We start from the raw sequence: 15,021 nt of genomic DNA, 5'->3' as shown, positions 1-15,021 counted from the left end.
GGGATACAGATCGGCCATTTGTACGTCACAATGTTTATATGCGACGCCTTTCATGGTTAGGTTTGATTTTGCTCGCCGGATGCGGCGGCACGACCACCAATGACGGCGTTTCGCCCTACAATCGCGGTGCGGGGAGCGACTACGCCCCAACCTCGACAATGATGGGCGCTCCGTCCGCCAACGAGATCGTCGCCGTGGATGCGTTCCTCAATGTCGGCGACATTAAGGACGCGAAGCAAGCCGGTCTGGCCGTCGATGGCCTGAAAAAGCTGACCGTTCCGCCAAAGCGGGTTTTCCTGATTGGAGCGACCCTTGAGGCGGCCGAATGGTTCAAGAAGCCGCTCAGCGATGCAAAGATTTCTGCGGTTCCGGTGCTTGGTCCCTCGACCAAGGAGTGGGACAAGGTTCTGAAGACTCTTAGCGCCAACAAGATTTACGGCAACGGTCCGACGATCGGCGGACCGAACGCCGACCTGCTCGCCACCGACCAGAAGTCATCCACATCCACAGCGGTGTACGATGGCGTACGATTCTTTTTCCTCAACACCGATACTCCGCTGAAGACACCTAAGGAAGGTTCGATTCCGCGCCTATGGTTCCTCGCTCGCCAAAAGGAGATGAAGGAGAGCTCGGCCGTGGTGGTGGGATTCCGCTCGCTTCGGGCCCTCGGCAAGGATGACCCGACGCCCGTGATCTCGACTGCCGATATCCTGGCCAAGGATTCCAAGGTTAAGCTGTTTGTTTCCGCTTCGAGCAAGTCGCCCGACCTCTCGCGGCCCGACGAAAAGAGCGTATTCAACATGGCGGTCGGCGGCGCGGTTGGTGACGACAAGCTCCCGCACGTGGGCATCGTTGAGGTGCGCAAGAATGGTGCGCTGTACTCCAAGATCGTCAAGCTCGATCTGACCAAAGCTCCGGTTTCCAAACTGGAGGCCACCTTGTTCGAGCCGATGTCGATGAGCAAGCCGACCATCAACAAGGATTCCAAGTCGGTTGGGCCGACTCGAGATTCGGACAAGACCCCGGCCAACGATGCGACGAATGGTCCAACGACCGACCAGGTTAAGACGACAGGCGGCGGCAACTAAGTAAACTGCGCGCAGCATGTCAAAGCGCGCGGTCACGATCGACGACCTTCTCCAGTTCAAACTGGTCGGCGATCCCCAAATTCACCCAACCGAATCCCTGATCCTGTTTGGTCTCAAGACCACGGACGAGAAGTTTAAATCGACCGGTCACCTCCATGTCGTCGACTTCGATGGCAACATTCGCCAGCTCACTCAAGGCGAAAAGGGGTGCGGCGGAGGTCGATGGGTTCCCGGCGGAAAATCGGTCAGCTTTGTTTCTGGCCGAGGCACCGTGGGAGATCAGTTGTTCGTCCTCCCCGAAAATGGCGAGGCATCTCAAATCACCACGCTCGACGAAGGCTCGATTGGCGGCTACGAATGGTCGCCGAATGGCCAGTATGTTGCCTTCACCCACCGCCTCAACCATCCCGATTTCACCAAGAAAGCCACCGAAGAGCGAAAAGAGAACGGTAAGAGCGAGCCGCCGCTTGCTTTCGAATCTACCTGGTACCGACTGGATGGAGATGGCTATTTTGGCGAGCAGAGGTACAAACTCTACCTTTTGCATGTCGATTCTGGCGAAGTGACGCTCCTCTCTGATAAGAGCGCACACGGCAACTATAGCTTTACCTGGAGTCCCAATTCCGACAAAATTGCGGTCATTCGGTCGGCCGAGAAAGAGCCGTTCGTCGCCAAGCCGAACGACCAGGTGTACATTCTCGACCTCAAGGGCAACGAGACCCAGATTCCTAACATTCCCAAAGGAAACAAGGAATGCCTGAAATGGTCGCCGAGCGGCGAGTGGCTGGTCTTCGCCGGAAACGATAGCGTCGAGGACCCGTGGGGCGCGCTCAACGCCCGACTGTACAAAGTCCACCCGGACGGCTCCGGCTATGAATGCCTGACGCCGACAACCGAAATGGATCTCGACGTCGGCACCCTTAGCGACACCAAGGACGCCGGTGGAGGAGCCGTCCTCAATTGGCTACCCGACTCCTCGGGTCTGATCTCCCAGATCGGATGGCATGGAGGCAGCCAAGTTGCTCACATCGACATCCAAAGCGGTGAGATTAAGCTCCTCACCAGCGGCGACTGCGCTTACTTCGTCGGCAACCTCAACGGTGCCGGTACGTACACGCCGTTGGTATATGGTGATGCCAACACGATTCCCGAAATCGCCATAGTGGACTGCCGCACGGGTGAGTCCAAACGGCTCACCCACTTTAACGAAGCGTGGACAAACCAGGTCGAGCTTTCCACCCCTGAAGGCATGTTCCTCGAAGCTCCAGACGGAACTCAGGTTCATACATGGATTCTCAAACCAAGCGGCTTCGATCCTACCAAGAAGTACCCAGCGATCCTGGAGGTTCATGGCGGTCCACACGCCCAATACGGCTGGGTCTTCTTCCACGAATTCCAGTTGCTTGCCGCTCAGGGCTACGTGGTGGTTTACTCAAATCCGCGCGGATCGAAAGGCTACGGCGAGAATCACTGCAACGCCATTCGCGGCGATTGGGGCAATAAGGATTGGGTCGACGTTCAGACTGTCATGGCCTGGATGAAGGCTCAGCCCTATGTGGACACGACCCGACTTGGGATCATGGGCGGCTCGTATGGCGGCTACATGACCAACTGGGCCATCGGCCATACCGACGAATTCAAAGCCGCCATCACCGACCGGTGCGTTTCGAACCTCGTCAGCATGGCGGGCAACAGCGACTTTCCCTTCAACAAGGACGGCTACTTCCGGGGAGTTGCCTACGGTTCGCTCCAGGATATCGAGGGCCTGTGGCAACAGTCACCGATCGCTTTCTTCGACAAGGTCAAAACCCCAACGCTCATCATCCACAGTGAGGGCGACCTGCGTTGCAACATTGAGCAGAGCGAGCAAGTCTTCGTCGCCCTTAAGATGCAGGGCATTGAGACTCGGTTCGTACGGTACCCCAAGAACACATCGCACGGCATGAGCCGCTCTGGCCCCGCCGACCTCCGCATGCACCGTCTGCAGGAAATCGTCAACTGGTGGAAGCGACAGCTGGCCTAATCATCCGACCGGCCGACGTGGCGGATGGCGCCGCCCTCCACCGCGTCTTTGTCTCGTCGATCCGTGCGATCGACGAGACTTTCTATTCATCCGAGCAAAAGCTGGCTTGGGAAGCGGCGGTCTTACCCGAATCTTGGCCGACTCGTATTCTGGAGCTGACCTTCTTTGTCGCTGTTCGAGACGGCGAGATCGTCGGCTTCATTTCCTGGCAACGGTCGGAGATCGAACACGTCTATGCTTTGCCCAATCAAACCGGGATTGGCTCGATATTGATGCGACACGCCATCGCTTCGATGCCTGTCGGCGATCTGGCGTTGACCTCATCGCTAAACGCAGAACGCTTTTACCAAAAGTTCGGTTTCTGGAGCGTCGAAGCGCTGGTAAAGGTCCGGCGCGGAGTCGAGATTCCGTGCATCCGAATGCGACGGACCGCCTAGACCACAGTGGCGCCGCAACAGAGACTCGTTGGCTCAGCCCTTCATCGGAAAAATGCCGTCGAACCTTCCATCGACCAAACGAATGGCTATGCTCGTGTCTCCGATCACTTGGAACGTTTCGTGGGGTTTCGGCGGCGTCGATTCAAGCCAACCCTGCTGCCATGAGCCGGGTTTGGCAGGGCCAGTTGCTGGGAGCCAGTCGCGCAACTCGCTCATGGATTTACCCTTCATCGAATCCTGGAAGGAAGGATCGACGAAGAACAAATGGAGGCACCATCGATAGTCATTGGGAGCGTGTCCACTCTTCCACCACAGGTATCGGGCATTCGTCCGGTGGCTATCATAGTTTCCAAGGAAAGCCACCATTACCGCTCCAAAGCACAAGCTAACCGCAGAAACGATCCACAAAAGTTTCGCTCGTGTCATGTCCCTTTCCAGTGTCATTGTACGCCAGCTCTGGATGGTAACTTTACGTTAAGTTGCTTACATCTCTGTCAGCCTGAATCCTTAGCGATGGGCCGTCCGTAAGCATTGAGGCAAGGGCGTGACAAAGCGGTGAACTTCAACATCAACCTCGGTCCCGAACGACAGGCTAAAAAGCCGTCGAGCATCGATCGTTTCTTCTGGGCCAAGAGCGGCAAACTCTTCGCCGGATCGATCAACAACTTCAGCGTCGCATCGTGGATCATGTCGATCAACTTCACGCTGGCAGCCATCGTCTTTGTCATCCTCAGTCTCGCCATCCGCGGCTTTCCGCTGGCGTTAGCCGCTACCTTCGTTCCGCTTGCTATCGCCTCGATCATCCTTGCCGTGGTGCTAAGGATTCGGATCAAGAAGCCGCTTCAACCGGAAATCAAGATCACGGGGAGCGGACGAAAGCTTCTGCATCGAATTGGAAGCCACATCGGCTGGTATGATCCCGACGCCGCTCGCGGCTACCAACACAACCAGTGGGGCAACTGGTGGCAATCCGTCTTTGGGATCAAAACCGCCAGCGATGTCCTGACGGCGCAAAGCACCGAGCTATTGGAAGCGGGATGCACCCATTACAACCGCCTAGCCGGCCTCCTCAAGCTCGCAAAGGACTCGCAAGGACGCTCTTCGAACTTTGCGCCGCAGATTCAGGCCGCTAGCGACGAAGCAATGATCAGCCTCATCAATCAAATTGGGCTGCTAGAAGACAATCCCGAAACTCAGGCGGCAATCGTCAGTCAGTGTGGGAGCCAGATCCATAAGCTGAAGGAACTCGCCGACCGCTACGAAGAAATGCTTTCGGGTCCGACGACTCTGGTCGATCACCTGAGCTCGACGACCGTGATGGACAACGTGCTAGATCAGCTTCGAATGGAAGCCAAGGCGCAAGAAGAGCTTCGGGTGATGGACCGGTTGAACGACTAGCGTCGAGCCGCAACCAGGATCTTCAGCCACTTCTCGGTCAGGCGGTCGGTGTTGACGCCGTTGTGCCCCCGCGAGGAGTGGACGAAGTAGCCGTTGCCAAGATACAGCCCCGTGTGACCAATCGTGTTGCGCTTCTTTTCCCAGAAATACAGTCGGTCGCCGGGCTGAAGCTCTTCCAGGCGAGTAATCGGTTTACCGACCTTGGCCTGCTCGGCGGCGGTTCGCGGCAGATCGATGCCGATGTCGCCGTACAGCTTCTTCACGAAGCCGGAACAGTCGATGCCGTTGTTGATGTCGTCACCGCCCCAAACGTAGGGCGTGCCGATGTAATTCAAACCTTTGCGGGCGGCGGACGCTCGCGACGAAAGCTGAGCCGTGCGCACGACCTGCGGCAGAATGACCGCTTCCGAGGATCGCACATAGCCGTACACGCCGTTCGACATCACCACCTTGTGGTAGTTGTCGTTGTACTTGCTAACGATCAGATACTGGTATTGCTTGGCCTTGTAGTAAACGCGCGACTTGGTGTTCGGCGCGGCATAAATCTTCGCGGTTTCAAGCGTTTGGCCGAGGTTGCCAAGAACGCGTCCGTCCGAAGCGAGCGACAGGGACGCCATTCCAACCATCAAACCAACTAATGCTCTCTTTCTCATCATGGTCCCTAAAAGTAATTTTTGGCCAAACCCCAAAAATCTCTATGCCTTCACGAGAGAAAAGGCCCTTAGGATTGTTAACCCATCGGTTCCTCCCAAGAGTTCCTTTGACGCTCGTTCGGGGTGCGGCATCATGCCGAGAACGTTGCCTTGCCGGTTCAAAACACCGGCGATGCTAGAGACTGAACCGTTCACATTGGCCGATTCGTCAGGTTCGCCAGACGAGTTAACGTATCGGAACGCGATTTGTTCGTTATCTTCGAGCTTCTTCAGGCCGTCTTCATCGATTATATACCGACCTTCGCCGTGAGCGATAGGAATTCGGATGACCCTTTCCACTCCCGACGTCCAAATCGAGCGTCGCGTTTCGGCCCGGAGATAGACGTCGTCGCAGATGAACTGTTGGCGGATATTGCGGGTCAGCGCTCCAGGCAACAAACCAGCTTCGGTCAAAATCTGGAAGCCATTGCAGACGCCGATGACCGGTCGCCCTTCTTCGGCAAACTGCTTTGTCGCGAGCAAAATTGGGGAACGGGAGGCGATGGCGCCACAGCGGAGATAGTCACCGTAGGTGAAGCCACCGGGAACAAAAACCGCGTCGTAACCAGCCAGCGACGACTCGTCATGCCACACGTATTCGGCAGCCACGCCGATGTCCTCACGCAACGCCTTCAGCGCGTCTTGGTCACAGTTCGAGCCGGGAAATTGGAGAACGGCAACCTTCAACCAACCACCTCGTAAGAAAAGTCTTCGATCACCGGGTTCGCGAGGAGCTTCTGGCACATTTCGCGAATTCGGCCTTCCTCGACTTGGTCGACTTCCAGTTGGATCAGCTTGCCGATTCGGGCGTCCTGGACTTCACCGTAGCCAAGGTGCTGGAGAGAACCGGCAACCGTTCGGCCCGCAGAATCGAGCAGAGATGGCTTGAGAGTGACGGACACGCGAACAGTCGGCATAACTCATTATGAAGCATTTTCGGTCGGCGGAGAAACGGCTTCTTGCCATCGTTCCATCGACTTCCGCATGAACATGTATCGCTCGTTCGTGGCTTCGAATCCGAACTTTTCGTACAAGGTGTGGGCATCCTTGGTGGCCAGAATCCAATGCCCCACCGTCTTCACACAGTCGTGCTCGATAAGCCCACCGACCATCGCTTGGGCGATGCCCTTGCCTTGATGCTCGGGCAGAACATACACGTCGGCCAAGTAGGCGAACCGACCGTAATCGGTAACAAGCCGGGCAAAGCCGATCTGCTCACCGGTTTCGGTCAAGTACGCACCAACGCAGAAGCTATGGTCGATCTGGCGGTCGAAGACGTCCCGGCGGATGTTCGGCGACCAGTAACTCCGGCTCAGATATTCGTACATTCGATCCCGCTGGAGTTGGCCGGGGTCGAAGCTGATCATGTATTCCGCGGCGCTCAAAAGAGAGTGTCCTCGGCCTCGTGGTCCAAAAGCCATCGCTTCTTTTCGATTCCACCGCCGTATCCGGTCAGATGCCCATTCGCGCCAATCACCCGGTGGCACGGAATAATGATGGAAATGGGATTTTGACCGTTGGCTGTTCCAACCGCCCTTGTCAACAATGGGTCACCGAGCCGCTTAGCCAACTCGCCGTAGCTGATGGTTTGGCCAAACGGAATGTTCAGCAATTCGGTCCACACGCGCATCTGGAACTGCGTTCCTTGCGGGTCCAACGTGACAGAGAAATCCTTCCTTTTGCCCTCGAAGTACTCGCCCAACTCCTTGGCCGCTGAGGCCAAAAACAGGTTCTGATCGGCGGACAGCATGGCGGCCGGAGGCAACGCGTCGCGGTGCGTGTTCATGTACAGCCCGGTGAGTCCGTTCTCGTTGGCAAAGAGGTGAATCGGTCCGATCGGCGAGTCGATCTCCGCGTGAACGATCGCCGATTCGGTCATGACAAATACTCGCGAGGGTCGGCGAACTTGCCCTTGAGGGCCGTCGCCGCCGCCGTAATCGGCGAAACCAGGTGCGTGCGCGAACCCGGTCCTTGTCGCCCTTCATACGGTCGGTTGGAGGTCGAAGCGCTTCGCTGTTCGGGTCGCAAAATATCTCCGTTCATGCCCAGGCACATCGAGCATCCGGCGCGGTGCCATTCGAACCCGGCTTCGGTGAAGATTTCTCGCAATCCTTCAGCTTCGGCTAACTCCTTCACCGCCTCGCTACCCGGTACCACCATAGCTCGGACGCCCGAAGCGACGTGGTGCCCCTTGACCACCGAAGCCGCCTGACGCAGGTCTTCGATGCGGGCGTTGGTGCACGAGCCGATGAACACGGTATTGACGTTTTGGTCGGCCATTCGGTCTCCAGCGTGCAAACCCATGTACCGCAAGGCCCTTTCCTCCGAGGCGTCCTTCGGCTCGGGAATTGCGCCGTCGATGTCGATTGTCATGGCCGGGGTCGTTCCCCACGAAATCTGCGGCGCCAAATCGTCGGCGTTGAGGGTCTCGTGGCGGGTGAACGCCGACGCATCGTCGGTCTTCAAATCTTTTGACTGGGCGACCATCGCGTCGAAGTCGGCACCCTTTGGTGCAAACGGACGGTCTTCGGCCTGAATGTATTCGAATGCGATGTCGTCGGGGGCGATCATGCCCGCCCGAGCGCCCATCTCGATGCTCATGTTGCAGATTGTCATGCGGCCACTCATCCCCAGGTTTTCGATCGCCGGACCATAGTATTCGGCCACGTAGCCGGTTCCACCGCTCGCACCCAGCTTGCGGATGATCGCGAGGATGACGTCCTTTGCCGTGACGCCGAAGCCCAGTTTGCCGTCAACCCGAATACCGAGCGACTTCGGCTTTGCCGAACTGCGCAGGGTCTGCGTCGCCAGAACGTGCTCAACCTCGGTGGTGCCAATGCCGAATGCGAGCGCGCCGAACGCGCCATGAGTGGATGTGTGGCTGTCGCCACAAACGATAGTGAGGCCGGGAAGCGTGATGCCAAGCTGAGGGCCGATGATGTGGACGATGCCTTGCTTCGCGTGGCCATAGCCGAAAAGTGGCACGCCGAACTCCTTCGCGTTTCGAGAGAGGGCGGCAAGCTGTTTGCCGCTCAGCGTCGATTCATCGATCGCTCGGCCATCGGTCGGAACGTTGTGGTCGGCGGTGGCGAAGGTCAAGTCAGGTCGGCGCACCGGACGGTTTTTCTCGCGCAGACCATCGAACGCCTGCGGCGACGTCACTTCGTGGACGAGGTGTCGGTCGATGTAGAGTAGCGTGCCGCCGCCCGGTAAATCCGCAACCTTGTGTCGATCCCAAACCTTGTCAAAAAGAGTCGTCGCCATATCTTTAATGACGACAGTTTACTTTTGTCCGGCGGCATTAAAGGTAGGGAAGCGGGTCCACCGGTTCGCCATTCACACGAATTTCAAAGTGAAGATGGGGGCCGGTCACACGACCAGTCGCGCCCACCTTACCGATCACATCACCCTGCTCGACGGTATCGCCGACCTCGACGTCGATTTCCGAGAGGTGACCATAGGCCGTCTCATACGTGTCGTTGTGCTGGACAACGATGATGTTTCCGTAGCCGCGCTGGACGCCGGTGAAGATGACCTTGCCCGAAGCGGCGACCTTGACCGGATCGCCGATGCCACCCCGCAGATCGACGCCTTCGTGGGGCTTATCCGTGTGTTCCAGCGGGTGCAGGCGCTCGCCGAACGGGCTCGTGACCTTGCCCGGCACTGGTCGAATGAATTCGATATCTCCCAATCCAAGGTCTTTGACCACCTTCATTTCGGCCAGGATCGATCGCTCATCGACGGCGCACTTGTCCAGCTTTTTCTGAAGCGCATCTCGCTCGTAGCGGATCTTCTTCAGCTCGGCATTTGCAAGCGGAATCGTCTTTGGGCTGTAGTCATCGGCCTTTTCGATGGCATCAAGAACTTCCTGCTTGGATGTGACCTCGGAGAGTCCTTGTCGGACGTCGCCATCGATGATCAAAGCGAGCGCCTTCGTGTGACCATGGTCATATAGGCTCGTCAGTTTCTTGCGAAGATCGCGAACCGATCTTGCCTTTTCAACGGCCTTCTTGACGGTGGCCAGACTCTCGTGCACCTTGACGAACGACTTCGACGCTTCCACCTTGTCCATGAGGCCAGCCTCTCGCTCGTCCAAAGCATCGATTCGGTCCTGGGCCGCGACGGAACTCTTACGCACGCCTTCGAGCCCGGCCTGAAGCCGAGACAGGCTCTTGTGGCGAGCGCCAAAGGCCAACGCGGCGACGCCGAGACACAGGCACGCCAAAAGGAACGCCCACCGACGGGCTAAGCTGAATCGATCCATGAATTCCCACGCAACCGCCCATCCATGAGCGGAGACCAAGGAGGTGATTCCCTGTTAGAATTGCCAGGAGCCTCGTATAAATACTGGCTTTACAAGTATCGGAGCGGATTCACCGGCGAGCCGTTGATACGGACTTCGAAGTGAAGGTGGGGGCCAGTCGCCAATCCCGACGAGCCGATCGACCCGATTCTCTGGTGACTGCCGACGGTTTGACCGGCGGAAACCATGATCCTCGAAAGATGGCCGTACAGAGTCGACATGCCGTTGCCATGGTCGATCACGATGCAGTTTCCGTAGCCGCCTCGCGTGCCCGCGGCGATAACCGTTCCGGTTCCTGCCGAATATACTGCCGCGCCGTAGCCGCCGCCAAAGTCGATGCCGGCATGGAGCCGCGTGTAGTGCAAAATCGGGTGGTATCGCTGGCCAAAGCCACTGGTGATCGGCCCGCCCGTGGGGCGAACCAACCCACCCTTGCTCTTGGGTGGTGGAACGTAGGGCTTGCCCTGCTTCTTCGCCTCGGCTCGACGGCGTGCTTCCTCGGCTTTGGCGCGAGCCATCGCGGCTCGAATTTCGCTTTGAATCGCTTCGGAGTCGGAATCGAGTTGATCCAGAGCCTCCTGCAAATCGACCTTCTTGCTTTCCAGGCCGTTGAGATAGCTCTCCTTCGCCTTCTGCGTACTCTCCAATTCGTGCTGGCGTTGAACCTGCTCCTGCTGAAGCGAGGCCACCTGGCGCACCACCTGGTCCTGTTCCTTCTTCTTCTTCTGCGCATCGTCGCGGTCGTCGCGGAAGTCTTCAAACAACTTGTGGTCGGCTTTCTTCACCCGCGTAGCGATGAACTCTCGCGTGGCAAGATCTGCCGAGCTTTGCGACCCGAACACGAACTCCAGCACATTGGGCTTGCCTTCCATGTAGAGCGAGCGTACTCGCCGCTCAACTTCGACCCGCTTCTCCTTCACCTTCGCCTGGGCCGCCGCCAATTCCTTGGTCAAGGTCGCCTGTTGTTCGCGCTCGCGCTCCAGGCGGGATTTCGTATCTTCCAGGTTGTCGGACGCCTTCTGCATGCGATCCTCCAATTGGCTCATCTGAGCCTTGACATCGACGATATTCGCCTTAGTCTGCTTCAGTTTCTTCTGGGCCGAGCGCTTGGAACGCTGAACGTCTTCCAATCCCCTCTTGAGTGTTTTGAGCGACTTCTGTCCGAGGGTCGCCACGGGGACGACGACCAGCGCGAGTGCGCAAATGAGTAGTCCTTTTCTCATGCGATTCTCCTTTGGAGGCTGACGAGGGCCAGGAGCGAGCAGATCAGCCCGTAGGTCCCGCCAGCGATCGAGCAGGCCACCATGACCTGATTGCCGGGAAATGGCGGAAGCTCCGCCAGAAATTCGTAGCCGTGTACCACCCTCGCGAGTTCGTGGTACGAGAGTTGGAGCAAAAGGCTAGCCGCCAATCCACCGACCAGGCCCTGGAAGACGCCCTCAAGCATCAGAGGCGTGTAGATCGTGGCGTAGCTGGCCCCCACGAGGTTCATGATGCGCAGTTCCAGGCGGCGCGACATGGCCGTCAGGCGAACGACGGTGAAGATCAGGACGCCAGAAATCAGCGCCAGCAGGCCCCCGGCCACAAGGCCGATCCATTTCAAAAAGCGTAAGAGGTCATCGACCTGCTTCTGGGCGTTGCGGAGATACCGCACGCCGCCCGGCTCAACTTGGGGGATCGCTTGAATCGTTTTGGCGATGGCGTCGCCCTTGCTCAGGTCAGTTAAAACGACCTTGTAGGCGTCGGGCAGAACGTTGTTAAGATCGCGCGTCAGTTCGGGATTTTCGCGCTTCATTTTCTCCCAGGCGAGGTCCTTGGGAATCCAGTTGACGGTAGCAACGCCGTCCATCGCGCGAATCTGCTTCGCGATGTCGGAAATCTGGTATTTCGAGGTCCCGTCCTGGAGATAAACCCGCATCTCGAACCGTCCGGTCAATCCTTGACCGTATGTCAGGATACTCCGATACGTCAGCGTCAGGCCGCCGGTGATGTACAGACAAACCGACACAGTGAGGATTCCGAGGATGACCATGCCGAAGTTTCGGCGGATGGAAACCAAGGTCTCGCCAAGGATAAAGGTTAGGCGATCAAACATCGGCGGACGACTCCTCTTCGGGATCACCGGGCTCTTCAACGGCTCCGATTTCTTCTTCCGTTACAGGCTCTCCGACGATCGCTGGTTCGCTCGCTTCCCCGGCCGCGACTTCTTCGACCGGCTCTTCAATCTCATCGGTCGGCGGCTCGTCTTGACCCATTTCGGGGAACTTCGTGTCCGAAACAACGCGACCTTGATCCAAGCGGATGATCCGCTTACCAAGCTTCTCCACCACCATCATGTCGTGGCTGGCGACCACGACCGTCGTCCCGCGCTCGTTGAGGTTCATCAGGAGTTGCATGACCTCCATCGAGTGCTCGGGGTCAAGGTTACCGGTTGGCTCATCCGCCAACAACAGCGGAGGATCGTTGATCAGCGCCCGTCCGATCGCCACCCTCTGCCGTTCACCGCCCGAAAGCTCGTCCGGGAAGCTGTTCATCTTGTGGTCGAGGTGGATTCCGAACAAGATGAACGCCATTCGACGGCGCGTCTGCCGCTTGGTCTTGCCCGCCGCGCGGCTGGCGTAAGCGATGTTCTCGGCGACCGTCTTTTTGGGCAGAAGGGCGAAGTCCTGCGGCACGATGCCCATCTTGCGGCGCAGCCTAGGAATCGTCAGCGGAAGCTGTTTATTGATCTCTTTTCCCGCTACCACCACTCGCCCGGCATTCGGCGCAACTTCGCGGGAAATCAGCTTGAGCAGGGTGCTTTTTCCCGCTCCCGTTTTGCCCACCAGGAACACAAATTCTCCCTCTTCGATAACGAGATTGCATTGGGCTACCGCCTCTGCATGCTTCCGATAAGACACGGAAACGTCTCGAAATTCGATGTAGGGATTTCCCGTGGACACTACCGGTAAAGATACCAGCCTAAATTGAATCTGGTTCCCTATTCACCAAAGGGCCAAAAAATATCCCGCCCCATGCGCTAGCAATGACTCTTAATAAGTAGTTAAGTACTGCCATTCGGTACCAGGATTTTCCACTTCCGTTCTGAACGCATTCTTCCTGCGTCTACCGCATCCCAAATTGAGGGTACAACCTCTGCGTGTCCGAACTCTTCGAGCGAATTCGCCAAGTTCTTTTCGACTGCAACGAGCGGGAAGAGCTGTGCGGAGTGCACTATGAACCGGACTCCTTCGAAGTCGGATTTGTGCGCGAAATCGACGGCGACTCGTTCCGCCTGGAACGCATCGACCGCTATGGCCAAAACTGGGGCTCGTTCGTCGGCACGCTGGACAAGGTGCTGAGGGTCCAGTACGGCACCCAGTATATGCAGGCGGTTCAACTACTGCTCGAACGGCAGAAGCGCACCAACGGCCACTCACACGGCGCTCCCGATAGCCTGGAGATGGAAAAGCTCCTGGCATTTGTCGCCTCGAAGAACATCCTTTGTGGCGTCCACACCGAAGATGGTTCGGTTATGTACGGCTATGTCCGCGCCTACTCCGACGACCACGTCGAACTTGAAGAGATCAGCTTCCTTGGCTACGAGGACGGTCGCCGCGTCTTCCCCATCGAAGACGTCATGCGCCTCACATACGGTGGACCCGACGAGGAATCCCGCATGTTTCTCAACCGCGTGCGCCTCGGCCTTTAAGCGATATTGCAGAATCCGCGCTCGTCAATGAGTTCCTGCGCCCGCGCAAGCTGAACCTGCATCGCCTTTGGTCCCGGACCACCAAACGACTCCCGTCGCTGGACCGAGCCTTCGGGCTTGAGCACATTCAACGCTTCCGACGGAATCTCCGGCGCGATCGCCTTCAGCGTCGCTTCGTCGAGGTCTTCCAGCGTGATACCTCGTTCGTTGCAACCCACGACGACCTTGCCCACCATCTCGTGGGCGGTGCGGAACGGGATTCCCGAAGCCGCCAAGTAGTCGGCCAGATCGGTCGCCGTCGAAAAGTCGCCGGTCGTCGCCTTCTTCATCGCCTCCAACTGCCAGTCGCACGACTCCAGTTGAAGCAGAATCAGCTTCAGCGAATCCTTGACCTTGCCCAGCGAATCGAAGAGCGGCGGCTTGTCTTCCTGCGTGTCGCGGTTGTATCCCAGCGGCAGGCCCTTCATGACCGTCGCGAGCGTGACCCAGTTTGCAATCACGCGGCCCGTACGTCCGCGGATCAGCTCGGCCATGTCCGGATTGCGCTTTTGCGGCATGATCGACGAACCCGTCGTGACCGAGTCCGCCAATTTCACGAAGCCGAACTCTCGGCCGCTATACAGAACCAACTCCTGCGAAATGCGGCTGAGGTCGATCATGATGAGCGCGCAAACGTGCAGAGCGTCCAAGATGAACGAGCGGTCACTCGTCGCATCGAGGGCATTGGGGATCGGGGACGTGAAGCCAAGCTCTTCGCTCGTCATGTGTCGGTCGATCGGGAATCCGGTGCCCGCCAGCGCCGCCGCACCAAGTGGCGAGTAGTTCGCCAACTGGAACAACTGCTCGGCTCGATGGCCGTGACGTTGGAGCGCCCAAAAGTGCGCCATCAGATAGAAGCCAAGGGTGATCGGCTGGGCGTGCTGTTGGTGCGTGTAGCCCGGCATGATCGTGTCTTTATACTGCTCGCCCTGCTTCAGAAGTTCGCCCTGCAGGTCCTTGATGAGATCGAGGACGATCAGCAGTTCGTTGTGGAGCATCAGCCGAGCCGCCGTGGCGACCTGGTCGTTTCGGCTTCGGGCGGTGTGGAGCTTGCCCGCTACGTCGCCGACCAACTCGAAAAGCCGCATTTCGATAGCGGTATGGATGTCTTCGACATCCATCTTCAGAGCTTCGGGGCCGTCCTCGTGGATCTTTTCCAACCCATCGATCAGCGTTTGTGCCTCGGCCTTGGTGATGATGCCGGTCTCGCCGAGCATCCGGGCGTGGGCGACGCTGCCGATGATGTCTTCTTGCCAAAAGTTAAGATCGGTGTGGATCGTTTGGCCGAAACGATCCACCAGATCGGCGGTGGACTCCCTAAATGCCCCGCCCCAAAGCTTCTTCATTTAG

Annotated in this window: 17 protein-coding genes; 5 read left to right on the top strand and 12 right to left on the bottom strand. The window is 57.9% G+C overall.

Annotated features, from left to right (window positions below; translation table 11 throughout):
* Positions 1–38 precede the first annotated feature (38 nt).
* Genes GC165_02900 through GC165_02890 form a run of 3 tightly spaced genes read left to right on the top strand, consistent with a single transcriptional unit; the run spans position 39 to position 3,548 of the window.
* Positions 39–1,088: a hypothetical protein gene (locus GC165_02900; protein MBI1331807.1), complete on the top strand. Its 1,050-nt coding sequence runs from the start codon at positions 39–41 to the stop codon at positions 1,086–1,088.
* A 16-nt stretch (positions 1,089–1,104) separates the two neighbouring features.
* Positions 1,105–3,111: a prolyl oligopeptidase family serine peptidase gene (locus GC165_02895; GenBank protein ID MBI1331806.1), complete on the top strand. Its 2,007-nt coding sequence runs from the start codon at positions 1,105–1,107 to the stop codon at positions 3,109–3,111.
* The gene (locus GC165_02890) at positions 3,021–3,548 is read left to right on the top strand and encodes a GNAT family N-acetyltransferase (GenBank protein ID MBI1331805.1); all 528 of its coding nucleotides are present in this window, start codon (positions 3,021–3,023) and stop codon (positions 3,546–3,548) included. The genes GC165_02895 and GC165_02890 overlap by 91 nt, the downstream gene beginning before the upstream one ends.
* Positions 3,549–3,581: 33 nt before the next feature.
* On the opposite strand, the gene GC165_02885 is transcribed toward GC165_02890, so the two are convergent.
* On the bottom strand, positions 3,582–3,974 hold the full coding sequence (locus GC165_02885; protein MBI1331804.1) for a hypothetical protein: 393 nt from the start codon (positions 3,972–3,974) through the stop codon (positions 3,582–3,584).
* Between the two features lie 129 nt (positions 3,975–4,103).
* Here GC165_02885 and GC165_02880 point away from each other — a divergent pair, with 129 nt between their 5' ends.
* A complete protein-coding gene (locus GC165_02880) occupies positions 4,104–4,946 on the top strand; it encodes a hypothetical protein (GenBank protein ID MBI1331803.1) in 843 nt (280 codons plus the stop codon).
* On the opposite strand, the gene GC165_02875 is transcribed toward GC165_02880, so the two are convergent.
* From GC165_02875 to GC165_02830, 10 genes are all read right to left on the bottom strand, one after another.
* Positions 4,943–5,602 carry a hypothetical protein gene (locus GC165_02875; GenBank protein MBI1331802.1) on the bottom strand — a complete coding sequence of 220 codons (660 nt, stop codon included), beginning with the start codon at positions 5,600–5,602 and terminating at the stop codon, positions 4,943–4,945. The genes GC165_02880 and GC165_02875 overlap by 4 nt on opposite strands.
* A gap of 39 nt (positions 5,603–5,641) precedes the next feature.
* Entirely contained in the window at positions 5,642–6,325 is a 684-nt protein-coding gene (gene purQ / locus GC165_02870) for a phosphoribosylformylglycinamidine synthase subunit PurQ (GenBank protein MBI1331801.1), read from the bottom strand.
* Positions 6,322–6,555, bottom strand: coding sequence for a phosphoribosylformylglycinamidine synthase subunit PurS (purS, locus tag GC165_02865; GenBank protein ID MBI1331800.1), 234 nt, complete (start codon positions 6,553–6,555; stop codon positions 6,322–6,324). Before purS ends, purQ begins: the two co-directional genes overlap by 4 nt.
* Before the next feature lie 6 nt (positions 6,556–6,561).
* Positions 6,562–7,059, bottom strand: coding sequence for a GNAT family N-acetyltransferase (locus GC165_02860; protein ID MBI1331799.1), 498 nt, complete (start codon positions 7,057–7,059; stop codon positions 6,562–6,564).
* Positions 7,020–7,517: a methylated-DNA--[protein]-cysteine S-methyltransferase gene (locus tag GC165_02855; GenBank protein ID MBI1331798.1), complete on the bottom strand. Its 498-nt coding sequence runs from the start codon at positions 7,515–7,517 to the stop codon at positions 7,020–7,022. The genes GC165_02860 and GC165_02855 overlap by 40 nt, the downstream gene beginning before the upstream one ends.
* Positions 7,514–8,902: a 3-isopropylmalate dehydratase large subunit gene (leuC, locus tag GC165_02850; GenBank protein MBI1331797.1), complete on the bottom strand. Its 1,389-nt coding sequence runs from the start codon at positions 8,900–8,902 to the stop codon at positions 7,514–7,516. The genes GC165_02855 and leuC overlap by 4 nt, the downstream gene beginning before the upstream one ends.
* Before the next feature lie 37 nt (positions 8,903–8,939).
* Positions 8,940–9,902 carry a peptidoglycan DD-metalloendopeptidase family protein gene (locus GC165_02845; protein ID MBI1331796.1) on the bottom strand — a complete coding sequence of 321 codons (963 nt, stop codon included), beginning with the start codon at positions 9,900–9,902 and terminating at the stop codon, positions 8,940–8,942.
* Positions 9,903–9,991: 89 nt separating this feature from the next.
* On the bottom strand, positions 9,992–10,987 hold the full coding sequence (locus tag GC165_02840) for a peptidoglycan DD-metalloendopeptidase family protein (GenBank protein MBI1331795.1): 996 nt from the start codon (positions 10,985–10,987) through the stop codon (positions 9,992–9,994).
* Positions 10,988–11,160: 173 nt separating this feature from the next.
* Positions 11,161–12,036 carry an FtsX-like permease family protein gene (locus tag GC165_02835; GenBank protein ID MBI1331794.1) on the bottom strand — a complete coding sequence of 292 codons (876 nt, stop codon included), beginning with the start codon at positions 12,034–12,036 and terminating at the stop codon, positions 11,161–11,163.
* Entirely contained in the window at positions 12,029–12,862 is an 834-nt protein-coding gene (locus GC165_02830) for an ATP-binding cassette domain-containing protein (protein ID MBI1331793.1), read from the bottom strand. Before GC165_02830 ends, GC165_02835 begins: the two co-directional genes overlap by 8 nt.
* 218 nt (positions 12,863–13,080) lie before the next feature.
* On the opposite strand from GC165_02830, the gene GC165_02825 reads away from it, so the two are divergent.
* A complete protein-coding gene (locus GC165_02825) occupies positions 13,081–13,632 on the top strand; it encodes a hypothetical protein (protein ID MBI1331792.1) in 552 nt (183 codons plus the stop codon).
* Here GC165_02825 and argH read toward each other — a convergent pair.
* Complete coding sequence (gene argH, locus GC165_02820) at positions 13,629–15,017, bottom strand: argininosuccinate lyase (protein ID MBI1331791.1); 1,389 nt, start codon at positions 15,015–15,017, stop codon at positions 13,629–13,631. The two genes, GC165_02825 and argH, sit on opposite strands and share 4 nt — an antisense overlap.
* Between the last annotated feature and the right edge of the window lie 4 nt (positions 15,018–15,021).

It is taken from the genome of Armatimonadota bacterium, from assembly GCA_016125185.1.
Classification (GTDB): domain Bacteria; phylum Armatimonadota; class Fimbriimonadia; order Fimbriimonadales; family Fimbriimonadaceae; genus Fimbriimonas.
Note: the sequence above shows the minus strand (reverse complement) of the source record. Positions and strands in the feature narration are given on the sequence as shown.

Excerpts from the sequence above, each read along its gene's own strand:
- GC165_02875 (MBI1331802.1), bottom strand. The coding sequence starts at position 5,602 with ATGATGAGAAAGAGAGCATTAGTTGGTTTGATGGTTGGAATGGCGTCC.
- argH (MBI1331791.1), bottom strand. The coding sequence starts at position 15,017 with ATGAAGAAGCTTTGGGGCGGGGCATTTAGGGAGTCCACCGCCGATCTG.
- purS (MBI1331800.1), bottom strand. The coding sequence starts at position 6,555 with ATGCCGACTGTTCGCGTGTCCGTCACTCTCAAGCCATCTCTGCTCGAT.
- GC165_02900 (MBI1331807.1), top strand. The coding sequence starts at position 39 with ATGCGACGCCTTTCATGGTTAGGTTTGATTTTGCTCGCCGGATGCGGC.
- GC165_02840 (MBI1331795.1), bottom strand. The coding sequence starts at position 10,987 with ATGAGCCAATTGGAGGATCGCATGCAGAAGGCGTCCGACAACCTGGAA.
- GC165_02885 (MBI1331804.1), bottom strand. The coding sequence starts at position 3,974 with ATGACACGAGCGAAACTTTTGTGGATCGTTTCTGCGGTTAGCTTGTGC.
- GC165_02855 (MBI1331798.1), bottom strand. The coding sequence starts at position 7,517 with ATGACCGAATCGGCGATCGTTCACGCGGAGATCGACTCGCCGATCGGA.
- GC165_02835 (MBI1331794.1), bottom strand. The coding sequence starts at position 12,036 with ATGTTTGATCGCCTAACCTTTATCCTTGGCGAGACCTTGGTTTCCATC.
- GC165_02860 (MBI1331799.1), bottom strand. The coding sequence starts at position 7,059 with ATGGCTTTTGGACCACGAGGCCGAGGACACTCTCTTTTGAGCGCCGCG.
- GC165_02895 (MBI1331806.1), top strand. The coding sequence starts at position 1,105 with ATGTCAAAGCGCGCGGTCACGATCGACGACCTTCTCCAGTTCAAACTG.
- leuC (MBI1331797.1), bottom strand. The coding sequence starts at position 8,902 with ATGGCGACGACTCTTTTTGACAAGGTTTGGGATCGACACAAGGTTGCG.
- GC165_02845 (MBI1331796.1), bottom strand. The coding sequence starts at position 9,902 with ATGGATCGATTCAGCTTAGCCCGTCGGTGGGCGTTCCTTTTGGCGTGC.